Here is a 20,077-nt window from a genome sequence, read left to right as displayed (position 1 = left end):
AAAAGAAAAGTCTGCCACTGCGCAGGCCGTCAAGAGGCTGTCTGTCCTGCGGTCTACCGACCCTCCGTTCGAATAGACACTTCTTCAGCAAGATCAACCGCTCCTGCCGCCCGCAGTCCTGCCTCCACTCCGAGCCGGTCGGCCAGGGGCCGGTTCTGACTTACCTTCCATTTCCCTTCGATCTGCTCGACCGGCACTTCCAGGCCGACGATGCCTCTCATCTGTCCGGCGATAAAGTCCGCCGGAGCATCATCGATCCGCCAAGGGTCCGCGCGCCCGTGCTCGTGCGTGTCGGTCAACTTGCCAAGCTGGTCACGCAGCCAGACGAGATCGTCAATGATGCGGGGCGTGCCCCGAACCTGCACAACCACATAGTTCCAGGTTGGAACCACTTTCCCGTGCTGCTGCTTGGTGGGATACCACGACGGGCTTACATAGGCTTGCGGCCCTTGAAACACCACCAGTGCCTGCGTTCCCGCGCTCAGATCTGCAATTTGCGTATTGGCTTTGGCCAGGTGTGCGCAGAGAACATCCCCGTGTGCGCCCCTGCGAAGGCTGAACGGCACGAGGTTGGCGATCAGACCCAGGGTACCGCAGGTGATCAGCGTGCCGAGTGGAAAGCGGCCTATGGCCTCGCGCAGCAAATCCTGACGGTCTTCCTTGAAGGCTGAAGGAGAATACATTTTGCTGCCAACCCTGCCCAGATCAACGCCGCCCCAGATCGCCCTGGCCCACGGTGCCGCTGGCCATCGCGAGCATGGCATCGAGGCTTTTCTTCGCTTCCAGGCGCAGGCCTTCCTCGATCTCGATCCGCGGGGTCAGGTCACACAGCGCGAGGTAGAGCTTTTCCAGCGTGTTGAGCGCCATGTAGGGGCAGATGTTGCAGTTGCAATTGCCATCGGCACCCGGCGCGCCGATGAACGTCTTGCCGGGCATGGCCAGTTCCATCTGGTGAATGATGTGCGGCTCGGTCGCCACGATCAGGGTGTCGCCCGCCATGGTCTTGGCATAGTTGAGAATGCCGCTGGTGGAACCGACATAATCGGCATGATCGACGATATGCGCCGGGCATTCGGGATGGGCGGCGATCGGCGCATCGGGATGCCGTGCCTTGAGCTTGAGCAGCTCGGTTTCGCTGAACGCCTCGTGCACGATGCACACCCCGGGCCACAACAGCATGTCGCGTCCGAATTTGCGGTTGAGATAGCCGCCCAGGTGCTTGTCCGGCCCGAAGATGATCTTCTGTTCGGGCGGGATCTTGGCCAGGATCGTTTCGGCGCTCGATGACGTCACGATAACGTCCGACAGGGCTTTCACTTCGGTCGAGCAGTTGATGTAGGTCAACGCGATATGATCGGGATGCTGCGCGCGGAACGCGGCGAACTGGTCGGGCGGGCACGAATCCTCGAGACTGCATCCGGCATCGAGATCGGGCAGCACCACGATCTTGTCGGGGCTCAGGATCTTGGCGGTTTCGGCCATGAACCGCACCCCGCAAAAAGCGATGACTTCGGCATCGGTCGCGGCGGCCTTGCGCGAAAGCTCAAGCGAATCGCCGACGAAATCGGCCAGGTCCTGAATTTCCGGCTTCTGGTAATAATGCGCCAGGATCACGGCCTTGCGCTCCGTGCGCAGCCGGTCGATCTCGGCGCGCAGGTCGAGGCCTGACAGGTTGGTGGGCTGGGCCGTCATCGATCGCTCCTGCTGCCGGACGGTGGGCGTGCCGGCTCTGCGCGCGACTTAGGGACCTGCGCACCCGATGCCAAGAGCCATAGCGGGCCTATGGCGCGGTTTCCCCGTCGATGCTGACGGCAACGTTCACTTTGCCATAGCCGGCGACGTGCAGCGGAATGGCCAGGTTCTGGCGCACCGCGTCCTTGGCGGCATTGCGGGCCAGCCCCATGAGCACCGGATTGGCGGCTTGCTGGCCGGCCAGCCGTTCGGCCAGCCGGGTATTGTCGCGGGTAAGCTCGTCCTGCGCGGCGCGGGTGATCCACACGCCTTCGCGCAGATACTGCGCCCGCGCCTCGTCCAGGTTGGGCCGGCTGAGTCGCAGCGGCGGCAGGCGCACCGACAATGTCTGGCTGGCCGCGTCCCAGGCCATGCGGCCAGGGTTCATCTGCGCCAGATCGATCGTGTAATCGATGCGCGCGGGGATCACCGCCACCTGCTTGGACTGCACCAGTCCGAACAGGCGGCTATCGTTGCTGGAGACGACGGGCGCCAGCTCGGCACTGAATACCGTCAGGCTGTTCTGCCGCTGGAACGCGACGAGGCTGGTGGCCAGCGGATCGCCGATATCCTGCGGCTTCCACAGTCGCCAGCCGAGAAAGGCGGCAAGCGCCAGCGCGCCGAAGAACAGCAGCCAGGGCAAAGCGCTGCGCCGGGCCAGGGCGAGACGCGGCCGCGAAGGGGGCACGGTGCCCGGTGACGGGTTCAGCGACGAGTTCAGCGCGGGATCATCCATTCTTCCTCCGAACGAACGACTCGCCCTTGCCGTTCCAGATCGAGCAGATGGGCCAGCACCGAACGGCCGGCCGCGCCGGCAAGGCGGGGGTCAAGCCCCTTGTACATCTGCGCCACCATGGCGGGAATGGCCTGCGCGCCGCTTTCGAGCACGCGCAGGATCTGCCGCTCGCGCTGGCGGCGATGGCCCAGCATCCCGCGCACGAACTGGTGGGGATTGTCGACCGGGTCACCGTGCGCGGGGTAATAGACGCGATCCTGCGGCCGGTCGTACAGCTTCTGCAGCGAAGCCATATAGGCGGCCATGTCGCCGTCGGGCGGCGAGACCACGCTGGTGGACCAGCCCATGACATGGTCGCCGGTGAACAGGGCGCCGCTTTCCTTGAGCGCCAGGCACAAGTGGTTGCTGGTGTGGCCAGGCGTCGCGACGGCCTGCAGCGTCCAGCCGTCGCCGGTCAACTCATCGCCATCGACGAGCACGCGGGTGGGCACATAGTCGGGATCGAACGCGGCATCGGCCCGCGGCCCCTCGTCATGGAGCGCCAGGGGCGCGCAACCGATGATCGGCGCCCCGGTAAGGGCCGCGAGGGGGCGCGAGGCGGGGCTGTGGTCACGATGGGTGTGAGTGCACACGATCGCCGCGATCCGTGCGTTGCCCACCGCTGCCAGGATCGCGGCAACGTGCCCTTCGCCATTGGTATCGGCATGGTTGGCGGGGCCGGGGGAGGCGCCGTTGCCGTCCGGGCCGGGATCGATCACCGCCACATCGTCACCCGCCCCCACCAGATAGGTTTGCGTGCCGGTGAACGTGAAAGGCGATGGATTGGGCGCCAGCACCCGCCGCACCAGCGGCTCGAGCTGCCGGGCGATACCGGTGTTCCACGTGGAACGATCGGGAAAAGAGTGACTGGCCATAGCCCCGCTATGGGGATGCGGGGCCATCGACGCAAGCCGCGCGCCTGCGCCATCCGGCCGCGACACCCGGCCATGATATCCCTGTTATGCCCGGCGGCGCGCGTTCTGCCGGTTATCGCCCGCCGGTTATCCGGATCGGGGGCGTGCCCGGCAAAGCCGCCAGCGTTGCTTCCACGCCATCCGTTTCTTGCGGGCGCCCGAAGAAATACCCCTGGATCAGATCGCAACCCACCTCGGTCACGATACGGCTTTCCTCCTCGGTTTCGACACCTTCGGCCAGTACCGTCATCCGCGTGGTGCGGGCGAGGTTGACGATCGCCCCCAGGAACGCGCGATCATCGGCGCTTTCGACGGCGGCCTTGATGAAGCGGCGATCGATCTTGACCTTGTCGGCCGGCAGATCGCGCAGATAGGCGAGGTTGGAAAAGCCCGTGCCGAAATCGTCGATCGCGATTCCCGCCCCCAGCCGGCGCAGCGCTTCCAGCCGGAGCAGGGCCGAACGGTCCATCATCGTGGTTTCGGTCACTTCCAGAACGATTGCCCCGGGTGTGGCGCGATGGGCAACGAGCGCAGCTTCGACCGCATGCACGAAATGGGAGTGGGCCAGCTGCTGGGGCGAAACATTGACCGACACGAACAGCCGCGTGCCGAACCGGCGGTTCCAAGCGGTCACCGTGGCCACCGCCTGATCGAGCACCCAGCGGCCGATGGGCAGGATCTGGCCGGTTTCCTCGGCGATCGGAATGAAATCCGAAGGCACCACGACACCGCGTTCGGGATGGCGCCAGCGCAGCAGCGCCTCGTATCCCACGATCTGATGCGTGCCGGTCTCGACGATGGGCTGGAAAACGAGAAAGAACTGGTCGCGCTCCCCCGCCACGAAAAGGTCCTGCTCCAGCCGCAAGCGGTCCATCACTTCGGCATGGAGGCGCGCCTCGTACACCGTGAGCTCTGCGCCGCCCTGCCGCTTAGAGGCATACATCGCCGCGTCGGCCGCCCGCAGCAGGTCTTCGGGCAAAACGGCGGGCGACAGGGCCAGGCCGATACTGGTCTTGGCGCGGTGGGGGCGGTTTTCGATCAGGAAAGGGTGGCTGAACGCATCGAGAATGCGCGATGCGACAACCCGCCCGGCATGCTCGTCGGCCCCCGGCAGCAGGGCGACGAATTCGTCGCCGCCCAGCCGCGCGACAACGCCTTCGCGGCCGATCGCGCCCCGCAGACGCTCTGCCACCTGGACAAGCAATTCGTCGCCGGCGGCATGGCCGAGCGAATCGTTCACCGTCTTGAAGCGATCGAGATCGAGGAACAGCAGCGCCGCGGCCGGATCGCCCGCCCCGCTCAGCGCGGTCAGCTCTTCTTGGAGTGCCCGCCGGTTGGGCAGGCCGGTAAGCGGATCGTAATGGCTCAGCACGGCCAGTTGCTGTTCGGTCTGGCGCAGCAGCGCGGCGGTGACCATCCGGCGCAACTCGCGCGTGTTGCCCAGGTCCACGCGGGTCCACGGCAAAGCCCGCCCCCGCACGGTATCGCGCCAGGCGGCAAACGATTTGCGGGGCGTCAGGCGTTCTCCGTCGGCGATCTTGAGCTGCGAAGGATCCCCGCCCCAGGTGACGTTCTGCGTTACCTCGTGCCGGAACCAGACGATGCCGTCTTCGGGATTGTGCGAAATCGGAATGACCAGCGCCCCGGCGATATTGCCCAGGGGCAGATCGGGAAAGGCTTGCGCCAGCGAGGCCGAAGCATAGGGCGGCTGGCCGTCCGAGGCCTGGAGCCCCGCAAGGACCAGGCGCGCGGTGTCGGCGTCAGGCGTCTTGCCGATCAGCCGCGTTTCACCGCCCAGCCGCAGGTAGACGCCGTCGGCCTTCACCACGCCGAGCAGGCTGGCGGGATCGTCTGCCAGCGCACTGGCCACGCTGGCCCCCGTCAGCAGGCGTTCACCCAGCGCTGCCAGCATGTGCTGCCGGCTCACCCGCGCCGCCATCGTTTCAGCGCGCAGTCGGGCCGCCAGCAGGGCCGAAGTGAGATGGCCGACCAGATCGCAGATCGCCCGCCGCTGTGGCGACAGGAAAATCGGCGTGCGGTGATGGCACACCACCATGCCCCATAGCTTGTCGTCGATGACCACCGACAAGGCGAGGGTTGCCCCGACGCCCATGTTGCGCAGATACTCGATATGCACCGGAGAGATGCTGCGCAGCGCGCAGAAAGTCATGTCGACGGGCGCTTCGTGCCCGGGCAGGCCCTGCATCGCCACCGGATCGTAGCCGACATCGGCAATGTAGCGAAGGCGCTGCGCAAGATACATGCGGCGCGCCTGCCGGGGTATGTCGGTGGCCGGGTAATGCAGACCGAGATAGGGTTCCAACCCCTCGGCCAGCGCCTCGGCAATGATCTGGCCGTGGCCGTGTTCGTCGAACCGGTACAGCATCACCCGGTCAAAGCCGCTGAGCCGCTTGAGATCGCGGACCACATCGCCCGCCAGCTCGTCGCTGGTGGTTGCGCTGCGCAGGCCGGAAACCAGGCGATGCACATCGTCGAGGTCGTTCGGCCCGCTTGCCGCATTCGTCTCGAACTCGAGGAACGTCACGCCTTGGTACTGGTGCGCGGTCACGGCCAGGTCCAGGCCCGGCGGGCCTTTCAGCACATTGGCGCGGCGGTTGGCATCGCTGGCCAGGGCCTTGCCCACCGCATCGGCAAAGGCGCTGCCGAACAGAGCCTCGATCGATCGGCCCAGCGCCGCCCCGGGGGGAATGTCTAGCCAGTCTGCCAGGTTGGCCGAAACCTGCACGATCCGGCCCTGGGCATCGGCAACCACCAGCGCGCCGAACTGCTGGATGGCACCTGGCAGGTGGATCGGCTCCCGGTCGCACGCCGCCAGCGCGGTGTCGCTCACCTGCACGGGTCGGTTTCCGTCAGCGCCGTGGCAAAAAGGCCGAACGCGGTGCGCGCGCCGTCGACGACCCGTTCGGTCGTTTCCGGAAAGCGCTGCCCATATTCGTCAAGCCGCGCCTTGCAGATCGGCCAGGGCAGCCCATCGTCCGGGCCGGCGAAAAACTGCACCGGGGCGCCGGGCAACCGTTCGCGGACCAGCCGTGCGATCAATTGCCCGCCCAGGCGGGAGCCCAGGACGACATAAATGCCGCCGACGGCTTCGGCCACGGTGGAGAACACCGGCCTTGCCACAGCAGCCGTACCTGCCGAGCCGAGATCGCCGGCCAGACGATCCAGCGCATTCCGGACGAGGCCCGGCATGCCCAGGGCCTGCCCGGCGCGCTGCATGGCTTCGTCGCCGTCAAGCTGGAGATAGGCCGATTGCATGGACCGCAGCAGGCCGGCATAGGCAGCGGCACTGCCCAGCCGGCGCGCCAGGTCCATCGCATCTTCACAGGCTTCATGCTCGTGCCGGGTGCGTTCGCGCAGAACGGCGCTGAGCCGTGCGGGGCTGCACACCATCTGCGTCCCTAAAGAGACGGTGACCATCGCGGTCATCGCGGCGTCCTTGCGGCGCGCCAGCCTATCATCGGCATGCCAAGCCCCTCCTTGCGCTTTGTTTCAGCAATAGGGCAATTTGGTTAACGATCTTCTCATCGCGGAAGGGGTTTGATCCGCTATCATTCCGCGTGCGCCGCGCCCGGCAGCATGGCCTGTACCCGCTGTTCCAGATCGGCCACGGCAAAGGGCTTGGTCAGGATCTGCATGCCAGGGTCCAGATGGCCGTTGCCGATGATCGCGTTTTCGGCATAGCCGGTGATGAACAGCACCGGCATGTCGGGACGATGGCCGCGCGCCGCATCGGCCATCTGCCGCCCGTTCATGCCGCCTGGCAGGCCAACGTCGGTTATCACCAGATCGACCGCGACGGCGGACTGGAGGATCTTGAGCCCCTGTGCCCCGTCTTCGGCTTCCAGCACGGCATGGCCCATGTCTTCCAGTGCGGTGACCACCAGCATCCGCACCAGCGGTTCGTCGTCGACCACCAGCACGGTGCCCTGGCCGGGCACCGGCGCCGGCGGGGCGGCCGCAGCGGCCGTCGCGAGGCCTTCATCCGGGTTCGTTTCGCCGGCGCCATAATACCGGGGCAGATGGATGCACACGGTGGTGCCGCACCCCAGTTCGGAATAGATCCGCGCATGTCCGCCCGATTGGCGGGCAAAGCCGTAGATCATCGAAAGGCCCAGCCCCGTGCCCTGGCCCAGCGGCTTGGTGGTGAAGAACGGGTCGAAAGCCTTGGCGATGACGTCATCCGACATGCCGACGCCGGTGTCGGTCACACTGAGCGCGACGTACTGGCCGGGCGGAATGTCGTGCGCGCTCGCCGCGCGCTTGTCGAACCAGCGGTTGGCGGTCTCGATCGTGATGCGCCCGCCTTCGGGCATGGCATCGCGCGCGTTGAGACACAGGTTGAGCAGGGCATTTTCCAGCTGGCTGACATCGACCTGCGCGGTCCACAAGCCGGCCGCGCCGACGCATTCCACGGCAATGGCCGGGCCGACGGTGCGCCGCACCAGATCGGCCATGCCATCCACCAGATCGTTGATGTTGGTGACGCGGGGCGCCAGGGTCTGCCGCCGCGAAAAGGCCAGCAGGCGATGGGTGAGCGCGGCAGCGCGGCGACCGGCCGCCTGGGCCAGGGCCAGGTACTTTTCCACTTCGGCAAAGCGGCCCTGTGCCAGGCGCACGCCGATCATTTCCAGCGAGCCGGAGATGCCGGCCAGCAGATTGTTGAAATCGTGCGCCAGTCCGCCGGTCAGTTGCCCCACCGCTTCCATCTTCTGCGCCTGGCGCAGCTGTTCCTCGGCATGCATGAGTTCGGCCGTGCGATCGGCCACGCGTTGTTCCAGGGTTTCGGTCAGACGGCGCAGTTCCTCGGTCACGCGGTCGCGCTCGGCCTCCACGCTGCGCCGCGCCTCGAGGTCGAGCAGCACCCCGGGAAAGCGCACGGCCACGCCATGCGCGTCGGTTTCGACCCGGCCCACCGCTTCCACCCAGGTATCGCGGCCGTCGTGGCCCCGGACGCGATACTGGACGCGATACGGGCCTGGCGCGGCCAGACAGGCGGCGATGGCGGCCCGGACGCCGTCCCGGTCGTCGGGGTGAATGGCCGCGATCAGGCGCTCGGGCTCCTGCCGCGAAAAATCCGCCCCCGCCGGCACGCCGAAAGCGGCGGCAAAGCCTTCGTCGACGATCACCAGCCCGGCCGCGATATCCCACATCCATGTGCCCAGGATCGCCCCGGCCGAAAGCGCCAGCTGCATGCGTTGCACACTGTCGCGGGCCAGTGCCTCGCTCTGCCGCAAGGCCTGTTCCGATGCCTTGCGCGCAGTAATGTCGCGGAACAGCACCGAGACCTGGCGATCGCCCTGCTGGCCGATCCGCCGGGCGGAAACCTCGATCCAGCGCCTGGCGGAGCGGAATTCGCGTTCGAAGCGCAGCGGCTCGCCAGTCCTCAGCACCTGGCCATAAAGCGCCAGCCAGTCATCCGCCTCGTCCGGGGCGATGTCGCGCAGGGTCTTGCCGACGATATCGGCAATGCCGGTATGGCGCTCATAGCCCGAATTGGCCTCGACATGGCGATAGTCGCTCAACGGGCCATGCGGACCGTCGAAGAATTCGATGATGCAGAAACCATCGTCGATCGTTTCGAACAATGCCTGGCGACGGGCCTCGGCGCGTTCGGTGGCGATGCCGCTCCCGCCCTCGGCCAGGGACTGGCGCAGGCGCCGCACTTCTGCGTCCAGTTCGGCACGGGACAGCATCTCGGGCATGGGATCGGTCACGATCGGGCTGGTGTCCTCGATTGATGCGAGAGAGGGCGCGCAAGAACCCGTAGGCCCGTAACGCATCAGATCGCGAAACGTGCCGTGCGATGCGCCACGCGGCCTTGGCCAATGGCCACAGCAGCGTTGTTTCTCGGCGCTTTTACGTAACTCTACGGCTGCGCCGGTGGCGGACTGGCAGGACCTTGCCGGCCATAGAAGCCGTGGATCATGGATCAGGCAGGCGTGACGCAAACGATGACGGCGGTGTCCTTTGACCGGGAAGCGGCACGGGCGATCGCGCCGCGGCGCGACGGGCTGTGCGTGCATGCGGCCCGCATTGCCGCGCTCGGCTCCCCTTTCGTGGCGCGCCTGGTGGAAGCGGCCTGGCGGCAACTGGATCGTGCCCCCGGCCTTGCGCTGATGTTCGACAACTGGCCCGGCGAATTCGGCGCCGATGCCGTCGCATTCCGGCTCGCTTCGGCGCTGCACGCCCTGGCGCTCGACGGGCAGCCAGCGCGCCTGGCGGCCCTGATCGCCGCGCGGCAGGGCGATTTCGACGCGGCGGTGGCAGAGGCGCTGGCCTTGCACCAGAGCTTCATCATCGAATGGATGGCCCACCCCACCCAGACCAACGAGGTGGCGCGATCGGCCGCTTTCGCCGCGGCGCTGCTGACGCTCGACGCGCCGGCGAAAATGCCGGTGGAATTGCTGGAAGTGGGGGCGAGCGCCGGCCTCAATCTGAACCTTGCGCGGTATCGCTTCACGCTGGGACGCACCGAATGCGGCCCGGATGCCGCGTCACTGCACATCGTGCCCGACTGGCGCGGCCCGTCGCCGCCGTCCGGCGCCCTGCGCATCGCATCGGCGCGCGGCGTTGACCTGGCGCCCGTCGATCCGCGCGATCCGGACAGCGTGCGGCGCATGCAGGCCTATGTCTGGCCGGACAAGCCCGACCGGCTGGCGCGGCTGGCGCGTGCTCTGGCCATCGCCCGCGACCATCCGCCACGGGTGGATCGGGGCAGCGCCGCGCCCTGGCTGGAAAGGCGCCTGCGCGCGCCCCAGAGTGCCGGCACGCGGCGGGTGATCGTCCATTCGATGGTCATGCAATATCTGTCGGCGGCCGACCGGGGCGAGATCACGGCGGCCATTATCCGCGCCGGCGCCCTCGCTACGCCGGAACGGCCGCTGGCCTGGATCGCGCTGGAATGGAGCGCCGATCGCAGCGCGGTAAAGCTGCATGTCACGCACTGGAGCGGCCTGGCGAGCAGCGGCGGCGGCAGCGAGGACGGCCATCGCGGGCAGACACGGTTGCTGGCGCATTGCCATCCTTATGGCGAATGGATCGAATGGTTGGACTGACCGGGACATGCTTTAAGTATTTCCACCTAAAGTTTACGGTTATTTCGTCATCTCTGCCGAGAAAATCCGCAAATTTGCCTATATCGTCACAACGGATAAATTCGCGAATTCTTCGTAATCGCCTTCCTGAAATGCCATGGCATAGGGAGGTTACCAGAATGGCTTTGCGTTTTACCTTGTTGGCTTCGGCGATGATGATCGGTTCGACCGCCGCCTATGCCGCAGATGGGGCGGACACCAACGGCGAAGGCCGCAGCGGAAGTCAGGGAAGGGTCGCTGCCCCCGCACCTGCGGGCAAGACATTCAGCACCGGCGTTGCCAAGGGACGCGATCTGCTGGATTCGGCCATTTCGGCAACTTCGCTCGACGAGAACGCCATTGAGCGCCTGGGCGTCACTGCGACGACCGCGATCATCGGCAACATGCCCGGCATCCGCGTCGAGAACACAGGCACCGACGGTTTCACCTCGATGACCGTGCGCGGCCTGCCCATTTCGAGCGACCTGTCGAAGTATCTGCTGATCCAGGAAGACGGTCTGCCGGTGCTGGAGTTCGGCGATATCGTTTCCGCCGGGCTCGACATGTTCGTGCGGGTCGATCTGGGCCTCTCGCAGGTTCAGGCCATTCGCGGCGGTTCGGCCTCGGCCTTCGCGTCCAACTCGCCGGGCGGGGTGATCAACCTGATTTCCAAAACGGGCGAAACCACCGGCGGCGCCGTGCGCTATTCGGCGGGCCTGGGGTATGATCTCAACCGGGTGGACTTTTCCTATGGCTCGCCGGTGGGCCAGGGCTGGCGCTTTCACGTCGGCGGTTTCTATCGCACCGGCGAAGGGCCGCGCCGCATCGGCTACAACGCCTTTGCCGGCGGGCAGGTGCGGCTGAACGTCACCCGCGATTTCGCGGGCGGCTATATCCGGTTCTATGGCAAGTATCTCGACGATCGCCAGCCGACCTACCTCGATTATCCCGTGCTGCTTTCGGGCACCAACGACAAGCCGGTCATCCGCAATCTGGGCGGCGTGGACGCGCGGCGCGATGCGCTCAATTCCAAGTATACCGCGCTCGGTCTGGGCCTCGATCGGAACAACAGCCCCACCCCCATCGACGGTCACGACGGCGCGCATGGCGTGTCCCGCGCCTTTGGCGTGGAAGCCCAGTTCGAGCTGGGCGGCTGGACGATCACCGACCGCTTTCGCTATGCCGCCAACAGCGGGCAGTTCAACCAGGAAGTCCCGATCCTGACGGGCGGGGCCGGCGCGATCGCCTCGATCTTTGGCGGGCCGGGCGCACAGCTCAGCTATGCCACGGGGCCGAATGCCGGCCAGGCCATTGCCGATCCCACCGGGCTTGGCGGCAATGGCATGCTGTCGGCGCAGATCGAATTCCATACCGATCTCGACAAGCTCGATCACGTGGTGAACGACGTTCGCGCCAGCCGGTCCTGGTCGGTAGGGCAGGGAACCCTGACGACCACGGCCGGTCTCTATGCTTCCAAGCAGGATATCGGCATGATGGTCAATCTGGCCAGCACCGTCGTCAATCTTGCCGGCAATGCCCAGAGCACGCAGATCGACATCACCACCGCCGGTGGCACGCCCGTGACGCAGAACGGGGTCCTGGCCTATGGCTTCGGCTATGGCGGCCCGATCTACACCGGGCGTCAACGGTATGACGTCAACTACCGGATCCTGGCGCCCTACGGTTCTGCCAACTACCAGTTCGGCCGTCTGGCGATCGGCGCCAGTGTGCGTCTCGACACCGGCAAAGTGCGCGGCGTGATCTATGGTGCCGATCTCGGCGGCCGCCAGGGGGCGGCCAGCGTCGACATGAACCGCGACGGGCAGATCAGCCTGCCCGAAACGCGGGTGGCCGTGCTGCCGCTGGAGCAGCCCGGGGTGGTCGATTACAACTATCACTACGTTTCGTATTCGGCGGGCATCAATTATCGCCTCGCCGCCGACGCATCGGTGTTTGCCCGCTATAGCCGCGGCGGCCGCGCAGCGGCCGACCGCCTGCTGTTCTCGGGCGCGCTCAACCCGGGCACGGGCAAGCTCACCGACTCGTCGTTTGCGTCCGCACCGGTCAAGCAGGCCGAAGCCGGCTTCAAGCTGCGCAAATCCGCATTTGAAGTCTATCTGACCGGGTTCTGGGCGGCCACCCGCGAACAGAACGTGCAGATCGGGATCGACGGCTCGGGTGCGACGGTGCTCAACAACCTCGTGCGCGAATACAGCGCCAAAGGCGCCGAACTGGAAGCCCAGGCGCATCATGGCCCCTATCACCTCACTTTGGGCGCCACTTACGTGAAAGCGCGGATCGACAGCGACCTCACCGATCCGGCGATCGTGGGCAACACGCCGCGCCGCCAGCCTTCCCTGCTGTTCCAGGCGCGTCCGGAATATGCCACCACGCTGTTCAACGTGGGCGCGCAGATCAACGGGCAGACCAGCAGCTATGCCCAGGATGGCAACGTGTTGCGCCAGCCGGGCTATATCATCGTCAATCCCTATGTCTTCGTGCGGCCCCTGCCGCGGCTGGAACTGGGCGTGACCGCGTTCAACGTGTTCGACAAGCTGGCGATCGTGCAATTGGGGGCCTCGAGCATTCCGGCCAACGGCGTTGCCAAAGCCCAGGTGCTGAACGGCCGTACCGTGACCGGTTCGGTGCGCCTCAACTTCTGATCGCTTTTCCCCACGGCCGAGCCGGAAAGATCGTACATGGAACGCAACCTGCCCATTCCCCGCAAGCTGGCCTTCGCTCTGATGGCCGTGGCGCTGACCGCGGCGTTGATGAGCCTGATCTTCGGTCTCAACATCGCCCAGATCAGCGGCTCGGCCAAACGCAGCGATTACAGCCGCGGTGTCCATGCCGCGGCGCTCTCGCTCGAAACCGCGCTGTTGCGCCAGAACAGCCAGTTGCGCGGCTATCTGGTGACGGCCGACCCGTCCTATCTCAAATCCTATTACGAAGGGCGCGACGATTACGACAAGGTCAGCCACGAGCTTGAAACGACCTTGACCGATCCGGAACAGCGCGATCTGGTGCTGCAGTCGCGCGCGGCCACGCTATCGTGGCGGCGCGACTGGGGCGACAAATATGTCGAGGTGGTCAAGGCCGGCCGCCAGATGGAAGCCCAGACGGCCGTGCGCGCGGCGGGCAAGGCGGTGCTGGTCACCAACGCCGTGCTGCCGCTGCGCAAGCTGCGCGACCTGCAAGGCGCGGCGATCGATGCCAATACCGCAAGCCAGAGCAATGCCATCACGCTCGCCTGGACGACGCTGGCACTGGGCGGCGTCCTGCTGATCGGCCTGCCGTTCTTTCTCTCGCGCCTGCTCAGCCGGTCGATTGCCGCGCCGATCACCGTCCTGACGCAGACGATGAAGGAACTGGCGGCGGGCAACAACGACATCGACATTCCCGATGCCGATCGCCGCGACGAACTGGGCGAAATGGCCCGGGCGGTGGAAGTGTTCCGCGATGCCGCGCGCATGCGCGTGGCCGCAGTGCACGATCGCGAACGCGCCATGGCCAGCCTGGCCAAGGGCCTGCATGCCCTAGCCGATGCCGATCTGACCGTGCGGCTGGATGGCCTGCCGGCCGATTTCCAAGAGCTTGCCGATCATTTCAACCAGGCCCTGGCCCGGCTTGGGGCGGCCATGCGCACGGTCAAGGGCAGCATCGCCAGCATCAGCAGCACCACCGGCGAAATCAAGCAGGCGACGATCGACCTGTCCAACCGCAGCGAGCGCCAGGCGGCCAACGTCCAGGCTTCGGCCACGGCCATGGCCGATATCACCCGCAAGGTGGTGGAATATGCCGACCTGACGAGCAGCGCCAACCAGGCCATGGCCGAAGCGCGCAGCGAGGCGGCGCGCGGCGGGGACGTGGTCGGCCGCGCCATCGCCGCGATGAGCGACGTGGACCAGGCCAGCCGCGAGATCGCCGAGATCATCACCCTGATCGATGGCATCGCATTCCAGACCAACCTGCTGGCGCTCAACGCCGGGGTCGAAGCGGCCCGGGCTGGCGAGGCGGGCAAGGGCTTTGCCGTGGTGGCCTCGGAAGTGCGCGCCCTGGCCCAGCGTAGCGCCGAAGCCGCGCATGAAATCAAGACCCGCGTGGGCGCGGTGACCGAGCATGTCCGGTCCGGCTCGGAACTGGTGCATGACACCGGCGAATCGCTGCAGCGGATCATTGCCAAGGTCAGCGGTGTGGGTGGCGTCATTTCGGCGATTTCGGAAACCGCGACCCAGCAATCCGAAGGATTGAGCCAGATCAACAGCGCGATCGCCTCGATGGACGGCACTACGCAGCAGAACGCGGCCATGGTGGAACAGACCACTGCCGCTACCGAATCGCTCGCGCGCGAAGTCAACATGCTGGCGCAGTCGTTTGCCAGCTTCCGCATCGATGGCGGGCCGGCCGCGCCACCGCGCGAGGCGCCGGGCCACCGCTACGCGGCCTGACGCGCCCCGTTTATCGCCCCCCGTCGATCGCCCCCTGGCGGTCAGACGCGGGTGACGATCGTTTCGAGCGGCAGGCGCGACTTGGGCAGGCGGCCGTTGTAATCGGCCTCGCCATCGGCATAGCCGAGCGCGACCACGAACAGGCTGTTGTAGCCTTTTTGGCGCAGGCCGAATTCGGCATCGAGTACCTGGGTATCGATCCCTTCCATCGGGGTGGCGTCGATGCCCAGCGCCGCCGTGCCGAGCAGGAACTGGCCGAGATTGAGGTAGACCTGTTTGTCCAGCCAGTGCGGCTGATCGCGCAATTCGTATTTGTGCAGCCCCGAAAAGGTGATGCGGCCGGCATTGCCCCGGGCTTTCATGCCCTCCGGATCGACAGCATAGCGGCCGTCGGCCTCTTCCTGCGCAGTGATGCGGGCAATGTAGTCGGGCGTCACTTCGATAAGGCTCGCGAAGACGATCACGTGAGAAGCATTGCGGATGGACCTGGCATTATAGGCAAAGCGGTCTTGCTGCGCAGCCCTGGCGACCCGCTCCTTGCCTTCCGGCGTGCCGGCGATGATGAAATGCCAGGGCTGCAGATTGGTGCTCGACGGGCTGAAGCGCAGCAGATTTTCCAGCTTCGCCATGTCGGCGTCGCTGATGCGGCGCGCCGGGTCATAGGCCTTGGCAGTGTGGCGCTTGCGCGCGGTGGCAAGGATATCGGGCACAGGATTGGTGAGCACGGGAACACTCCATGCGGACGGGTGACGAACGATACCGTCTATGGGGATTGCCCGGCCTGCGATCCAGAGGGCCAGACAGGAAACGTCAGGGCTTGGCAAGGCGCTAAATATCCATTAATCTGGATATATGGAAAACGCATCGGCCAACGCATCGGCCATTGCCGGATTGGGTGCCCTGGCGCAGAGCACGCGGCTTGACGTGTTCCGGCTGCTGGTGCGCCGCGAGCCCGGGGGATTGCCCGCCGGCGAAATCGCGCGGGTGCTGGGCGTGCCGCAAAACACCATGTCGGCCCATCTGGGCATCCTGACGCGCGCCGGGCTGGTGCGGGCTGATCGCCAGGGACGCAGCGTCGTCTATCGGGCCGATCTGGACGGCCTGCGGGCGCTGATGCTCTTCCTCGTCACCGATTGCTGCGCAGGCGATCCCGCGCTTTGCGCGCCGCTCGTCGCCGCGCTTTCTCCCTGCTGCTGAAAGGACATCGCGTGAGCGTGGACATCGTCATCTATCACAATCCGGCATGCGGCACGTCGCGCAATGCCCTGGCCATGATCCGCAACGCGGGGATAGAGCCGCACGTGATCGAGTATCTCAAGACCCCGCCCGCCCGCGCGCTGCTGGTGGACCTGATCGCGCGGGCAGGGATCACACCGCGGGCGCTGCTGCGCGAGAAAGGCACTCCTTATGCCGAACTCGGGCTCGACGATCCCGCACTTGACGACGATGCCCTGATCGATGCGATGATCGCCCATCCCATTCTTATCAACCGCCCGCTGGTGGTGTCGCCCTTGGGCGTGAAGCTGTGCCGCCCGTCCGAGGCCGTGCTGGATCTGCTGCCCGCCGCACAGCGGGGTGCCTTTGCCAAGGAAGACGGGCAGGCGGTCGTCGATGCCGCCGGGCGCCGGCTGGTCTGATCATGGGCAGGTTCGAGCGATATCTTTCACTGTGGGTGGCGCTGTGCATCGTGGCCGGCGTCGTTCTGGGGCAGGCGCTGCCCGGGGTGTTCGGCGCAATCGCGGCGGCGCAGGTGGCCCAGGTCAATCTGGTCGTGGCGGGGCTGATCTGGCTGATGATCGTGCCCATGCTGCTCAAGATCGATTTTACCGCGCTGGGTGCGGTGCGCCAGCACTGGAAAGGCGTGGGCGTTACGCTGCTGATCAACTGGGTGGTCAAGCCATTCTCGATGGCGCTGCTGGGCACGCTGTTCATCGGCTGGCTGTTCGCGCCGCTGCTGCCGGCCGGGCAGGGGCCTTCCTACATCGCCGGGCTTGTCCTGCTGGCAGCGGCGCCCTGCACGGCGATGGTCTTCGTCTGGTCCAACCTTTGCGATGGGGAGCCGACCTACACTCTTTCGCAAGTGGCGCTCAACGATGTGATCATGGTGTTCCTGTTCGCCCCGCTGGTGGGCCTGCTGCTGGGGGTGGCGGCGGTGCAGGTGCCGTGGGCCACGCTGCTGCTTTCGGTCGTGCTTTACATCGTGGTGCCGGTGATGGTGGCCCAGGCACTGCGACGCGCCGTGCTGGGGCGCGGTGGCCAGGCCGGGCTCGATCGGCTTCTGGCGCGGCTGGCGCCGGTTTCGCTCGCAGCGCTGCTGGCCACGCTGGTCTTGCTGTTCGGCTTTCAGGGCAAGGCCATCGTGGCGCAGCCGCTGGTCATCGCGCTGCTGGCCGTGCCGATCCTGATCCAGGTCTATGCCAATGCGGCCCTGGCCTATTGGCTTTCGCGCCGGCTGGGCGTCGCCTGGTGCGTGGCCGCTCCCGCCGCGCTGATCGGCGCGTCGAACTTTTTCGAACTGGCCGTCGCCGCGGCGATTTCGCTGTTCGGCCTGCAATCGGGCGCGGCGCTGGCCACGGTGGTGGGGGTTCTGGTGGAAGTGCCGGTGATGCTGTCGATCGTGTCGATCGTGAAAGCCACGCGCGGCTGGTACGAACGCGGCGGCGCACCCGCCTGATCGCCGGGAAACCGGCGCGCTTTGCCTTGCCGGGCATATGGGTGTAGGCGCCCACGCTTTGCAGCGGAAGAAAGCGTAACGGCGATGAACGGCAGCAGGCCCAGAACGGCCCGGATCATTTCGGCCGCCATCGTTCCCGCGATGGCCATGGCCCTTGTCGCCGGCGCGGCCCGCGCGGCCGCTGCCGATGGCCCCGGTGGCGAGAGCGAGGAAACCGGCGCCAATCGCCCGATCCGCGTCATCGGTCATCCCGATCCCGAAGGACTGCTGCCCGATACCGATGCGCCCAAGGCCCTCAGCGCAGTTGGCGCGGCTTTCATTCAGAAGCAGGCGGCCACGGCCAACGCGTTTCAGCTGGTCAATATCCTGCCCGGCGCCAACGTGGCCAGCACCGATCCCTTCGGCCTTTCGACATCGTCAAGCCTGACTCTGCGCGGGCTGGGGCAGGATGCCATTGGCGTGACGATGGAAGGCGCGCCGCAGAACGACATCGGCTATTACTATGCCTATCCGGCGCAGTTTGCCGATGCCGAGAACGTCGCGCGGGTGGAACTGAGCCAGGGTTCGGCAGACATTGCCGCCCCGGTGGTCAATGCCGTGGGCGGCCTTCTGGCCCTCAGCCTCAATACCCCGCACCGCACTTTCGGCGTGCTCGCCGCTGCGTCGCTGGGGTCGTTCAACCAGCGCCGCATCTTCGTGCGGGTGGACACGGGGGCCATCGCGCAGAGCGGCCTGCGTGCCTTCGTCTCCTATTCCAACAATCGGGCCGAAAACTGGCGCGGCCCCGGCGTGGACAAGCGCCAGCATGTCGACGCCAAGATCGCCCGGGAATGGGGCAACGGCAACACCGCCAGCCTGGCCGTTTCGTACAACGATGCCGGCAACACCACCTATCCCAGCCCGACGCTGGAGGAATGGCGGGCGCAGGGGCGCGCCTACAGTCTTTCGGCCCGCTATGGCCAGGGAGACCTCGATTACTGGAAGCTCTATCGCCAGCCGTTCCGCAACCTCTATTTCGCCGCGCCGGTGCATCTGGTCCTTGGCACGGGGCTCACGCTCGATACCAGCGGCTATCTGCAGTTCGGCTATGGCAATGCCCCTTATGGCGCTTCGATCGGGGCCGATGGCTATTACCCGGGTACCTATCTTGGCACGCAGGCGCTCGATGCCCCGCTGCAATTGCCCGGTGCCGATACCGGCACCGTCAATGTCCTGGGCAATTTCCTAGGCGAGCAGTTGCGCGCCGGGCAGGTCGCCCGGCTGACGCTGGCGCGCGGGGCGCACCGGCTGACCGCCGGATTGTGGTTCGATTACGGCAGCGACCGCGTGGTCCAGAGCTTTACCCCGCTTGGCGCAGACGGCGATCCGGTCGACGGCTGGGGCCGTGACGAACATGCCGTGCGCACGGCCGACGGGCGGCTCTATGCAGTGATGAACACCAAGACCATCACCGTCGCCAAGGCGTTTTTCCTGGCCGACAGCATCGCCCTGTCGCCGCGCGTGCGGCTGGACCTGGGCTTCAAGGGCGTCGATCTGCGCCATGCCGGGCGCAATTACCTGCCGGGGCGGCAGGGCATCGTGCGATCCGGCAGCTTTGCCGCCCTGCCGCGCGCGGCCGTTCATATGCAGATGAGCGATCGGCAGCAGTTGTTCGCCAATGTCACTACCAATTTCCGCGCGCCCAATGAATATGCGTTATACGATACGTATGACGGCTATGGCGGGGTGTCGTCGGCCGGCACGACCGCCCTGAAGAACGAGTATTCGCTGGCCTATGAACTGGGCTGGCGCTGGCAGGGCCGCGATCTTTCGGTTTCCGCCACGGGCTTTCACTATGCGTTTCGCAACCGGCTGGTGGCAACGACGGCGCAAGTGAACGGGGCGCTGGTCAACACCACGATCAATGCCGGCCGCCAGGTGACCTGGGGCGTCGACGGCGAGATAGACTGGCGCCCCCTGGCGGGGATGAGCCTCTATGCCTCGGGCGAGTGGCTGCGCGCGCGGATCAGGGACAACCTGCCCGTCGGCGCCGATTACCTGCCCACTGCGGGCAAAGTCGCGGTATCGAGCCCCGCCTGGCAATTTGCCCTGGGCGGCACATATGACGACACCCGCCTGTTCGGCAGCTTCGCGCTCAAGTATCTGGGGCGGCAGTATGCCACGTTCATGAACGACGAGAGCATCCCCGGCTATGCCACGCTGGACGTGTCGATCGGGATGCACCTGGGCGGCTGGCTGGACGGCAAGCGCACCGACCTGCGCCTCAATGCCATCAACGTGACCGATCCTCACGTGCTTTCGGGCGTGGAATCGGCAACTCTCGCCGCCCGCGATACTATGGGCACCGGCGGCACGCCGATTGCCGGCGAAGCGCCGGGTTACTACATCGGTGCCGGGCGGGCCTTCATGGTCACGCTGGCCCGCCAGTTCTGAACGGAACC

General features: G+C 66.3%; 15 protein-coding genes. 7 read left to right on the top strand and 8 right to left on the bottom strand.

Features of this window, described 5'->3' with window-relative positions; all coding sequences use genetic code 11:
• Positions 1-53: 53 nt before the first annotated feature.
• The 7 genes from AC3EDY_RS03670 to AC3EDY_RS03640 form a co-directional block, all read right to left on the bottom strand.
• On the bottom strand, positions 54-683 hold the full coding sequence (locus AC3EDY_RS03670; protein ID WP_488571109.1) for an FMN-binding negative transcriptional regulator: 630 nt from the start codon (positions 681-683) through the stop codon (positions 54-56).
• A 22-nt stretch (positions 684-705) separates the two neighbouring features.
• Positions 706-1,692, bottom strand: a complete 987-nt coding sequence (gene nadA / locus AC3EDY_RS03665) for a quinolinate synthase NadA (protein ID WP_488571108.1) — start codon at positions 1,690-1,692, stop codon at positions 706-708.
• 88 nt (positions 1,693-1,780) lie between these two features.
• Positions 1,781-2,467 (bottom strand): DUF4230 domain-containing protein, encoded by a 687-nt coding sequence (locus AC3EDY_RS03660; protein ID WP_488571107.1) that lies wholly within the window; start codon positions 2,465-2,467, stop codon positions 1,781-1,783.
• Entirely contained in the window at positions 2,449-3,381 is a 933-nt protein-coding gene (locus AC3EDY_RS03655; protein WP_488571106.1) for an MBL fold metallo-hydrolase, read from the bottom strand. The genes AC3EDY_RS03660 and AC3EDY_RS03655 overlap by 19 nt, the downstream gene beginning before the upstream one ends.
• Positions 3,382-3,493: 112 nt before the next feature.
• Positions 3,494-6,271 carry a bifunctional diguanylate cyclase/phosphodiesterase gene (locus AC3EDY_RS03650; RefSeq protein WP_488571105.1) on the bottom strand — a complete coding sequence of 926 codons (2,778 nt, stop codon included), beginning with the start codon at positions 6,269-6,271 and terminating at the stop codon, positions 3,494-3,496.
• Positions 6,268-6,867: a biliverdin-producing heme oxygenase gene (locus AC3EDY_RS03645; protein ID WP_488571104.1), complete on the bottom strand. Its 600-nt coding sequence runs from the start codon at positions 6,865-6,867 to the stop codon at positions 6,268-6,270. Before AC3EDY_RS03645 ends, AC3EDY_RS03650 begins: the two co-directional genes overlap by 4 nt.
• Before the next feature lie 122 nt (positions 6,868-6,989).
• The gene (locus tag AC3EDY_RS03640) at positions 6,990-9,155 is read right to left on the bottom strand and encodes a response regulator (RefSeq protein ID WP_488571103.1); all 2,166 of its coding nucleotides are present in this window, start codon (positions 9,153-9,155) and stop codon (positions 6,990-6,992) included.
• A 210-nt stretch (positions 9,156-9,365) separates the two neighbouring features.
• Between AC3EDY_RS03640 and AC3EDY_RS03635 the strand changes: the two genes are divergently transcribed.
• The 3 genes from AC3EDY_RS03635 to AC3EDY_RS03625 all read left to right on the top strand — a co-directional run bounded on the left by AC3EDY_RS03635 (position 9,366) and on the right by AC3EDY_RS03625 (position 14,962).
• Entirely contained in the window at positions 9,366-10,496 is a 1,131-nt protein-coding gene (locus tag AC3EDY_RS03635) for a DUF2332 family protein (RefSeq protein ID WP_488571102.1), read from the top strand.
• Positions 10,497-10,654: 158 nt separating this feature from the next.
• Positions 10,655-13,177, top strand: coding sequence for a TonB-dependent receptor domain-containing protein (locus tag AC3EDY_RS03630; RefSeq protein ID WP_488571101.1), 2,523 nt, complete (start codon positions 10,655-10,657; stop codon positions 13,175-13,177).
• 36 nt (positions 13,178-13,213) lie between these two features.
• Positions 13,214-14,962, top strand: a complete 1,749-nt coding sequence (locus tag AC3EDY_RS03625; RefSeq protein ID WP_488571100.1) for a methyl-accepting chemotaxis protein — start codon at positions 13,214-13,216, stop codon at positions 14,960-14,962.
• A 41-nt stretch (positions 14,963-15,003) separates the two neighbouring features.
• Here AC3EDY_RS03625 and nfsB read toward each other — a convergent pair whose 3' ends face one another.
• Entirely contained in the window at positions 15,004-15,687 is a 684-nt protein-coding gene (nfsB, locus tag AC3EDY_RS03620; protein ID WP_488571099.1) for an oxygen-insensitive NAD(P)H nitroreductase, read from the bottom strand.
• A 127-nt stretch (positions 15,688-15,814) separates the two neighbouring features.
• On the opposite strand from nfsB, the gene AC3EDY_RS03615 reads away from it, so the two are divergent.
• From AC3EDY_RS03615 to AC3EDY_RS03600, 4 genes are all read left to right on the top strand, one after another.
• Complete coding sequence (locus tag AC3EDY_RS03615) at positions 15,815-16,159, top strand: ArsR/SmtB family transcription factor (RefSeq protein ID WP_488571098.1); 345 nt, start codon at positions 15,815-15,817, stop codon at positions 16,157-16,159.
• Between the two features lie 11 nt (positions 16,160-16,170).
• On the top strand, positions 16,171-16,599 hold the full coding sequence (gene arsC, locus AC3EDY_RS03610; RefSeq protein WP_488571097.1) for an arsenate reductase (glutaredoxin): 429 nt from the start codon (positions 16,171-16,173) through the stop codon (positions 16,597-16,599).
• Positions 16,600-16,601: 2 nt separating this feature from the next.
• The gene (arsB, locus tag AC3EDY_RS03605) at positions 16,602-17,636 is read left to right on the top strand and encodes an ACR3 family arsenite efflux transporter (protein ID WP_488571096.1); all 1,035 of its coding nucleotides are present in this window, start codon (positions 16,602-16,604) and stop codon (positions 17,634-17,636) included.
• Between the two features lie 84 nt (positions 17,637-17,720).
• Positions 17,721-20,069: a TonB-dependent receptor gene (locus AC3EDY_RS03600; RefSeq protein WP_488571095.1), complete on the top strand. Its 2,349-nt coding sequence runs from the start codon at positions 17,721-17,723 to the stop codon at positions 20,067-20,069.
• Positions 20,070-20,077: the final 8 nt, after the last annotated feature.

Source organism: Novosphingobium sp. DS6-6 (assembly GCF_057784975.1).
This window is presented reverse-complemented; position numbering and strand designations above follow the sequence as displayed.

Excerpts from the sequence above, each read along its gene's own strand:
- AC3EDY_RS03670 (WP_488571109.1), bottom strand. The coding sequence starts at position 683 with ATGTATTCTCCTTCAGCCTTCAAGGAAGACCGTCAGGATTTGCTGCGC.
- nadA (WP_488571108.1), bottom strand. The coding sequence starts at position 1,692 with ATGACGGCCCAGCCCACCAACCTGTCAGGCCTCGACCTGCGCGCCGAG.
- AC3EDY_RS03660 (WP_488571107.1), bottom strand. The coding sequence starts at position 2,467 with ATGGATGATCCCGCGCTGAACTCGTCGCTGAACCCGTCACCGGGCACC.
- AC3EDY_RS03655 (WP_488571106.1), bottom strand. The coding sequence starts at position 3,381 with ATGGCCAGTCACTCTTTTCCCGATCGTTCCACGTGGAACACCGGTATC.
- AC3EDY_RS03645 (WP_488571104.1), bottom strand. The coding sequence starts at position 6,867 with ATGACCGCGATGGTCACCGTCTCTTTAGGGACGCAGATGGTGTGCAGC.
- AC3EDY_RS03635 (WP_488571102.1), top strand. The coding sequence starts at position 9,366 with ATGGATCAGGCAGGCGTGACGCAAACGATGACGGCGGTGTCCTTTGAC.
- AC3EDY_RS03630 (WP_488571101.1), top strand. The coding sequence starts at position 10,655 with ATGGCTTTGCGTTTTACCTTGTTGGCTTCGGCGATGATGATCGGTTCG.
- AC3EDY_RS03625 (WP_488571100.1), top strand. The coding sequence starts at position 13,214 with ATGGAACGCAACCTGCCCATTCCCCGCAAGCTGGCCTTCGCTCTGATG.
- AC3EDY_RS03615 (WP_488571098.1), top strand. The coding sequence starts at position 15,815 with ATGGAAAACGCATCGGCCAACGCATCGGCCATTGCCGGATTGGGTGCC.
- arsB (WP_488571096.1), top strand. The coding sequence starts at position 16,602 with ATGGGCAGGTTCGAGCGATATCTTTCACTGTGGGTGGCGCTGTGCATC.
- AC3EDY_RS03600 (WP_488571095.1), top strand. The coding sequence starts at position 17,721 with ATGAACGGCAGCAGGCCCAGAACGGCCCGGATCATTTCGGCCGCCATC.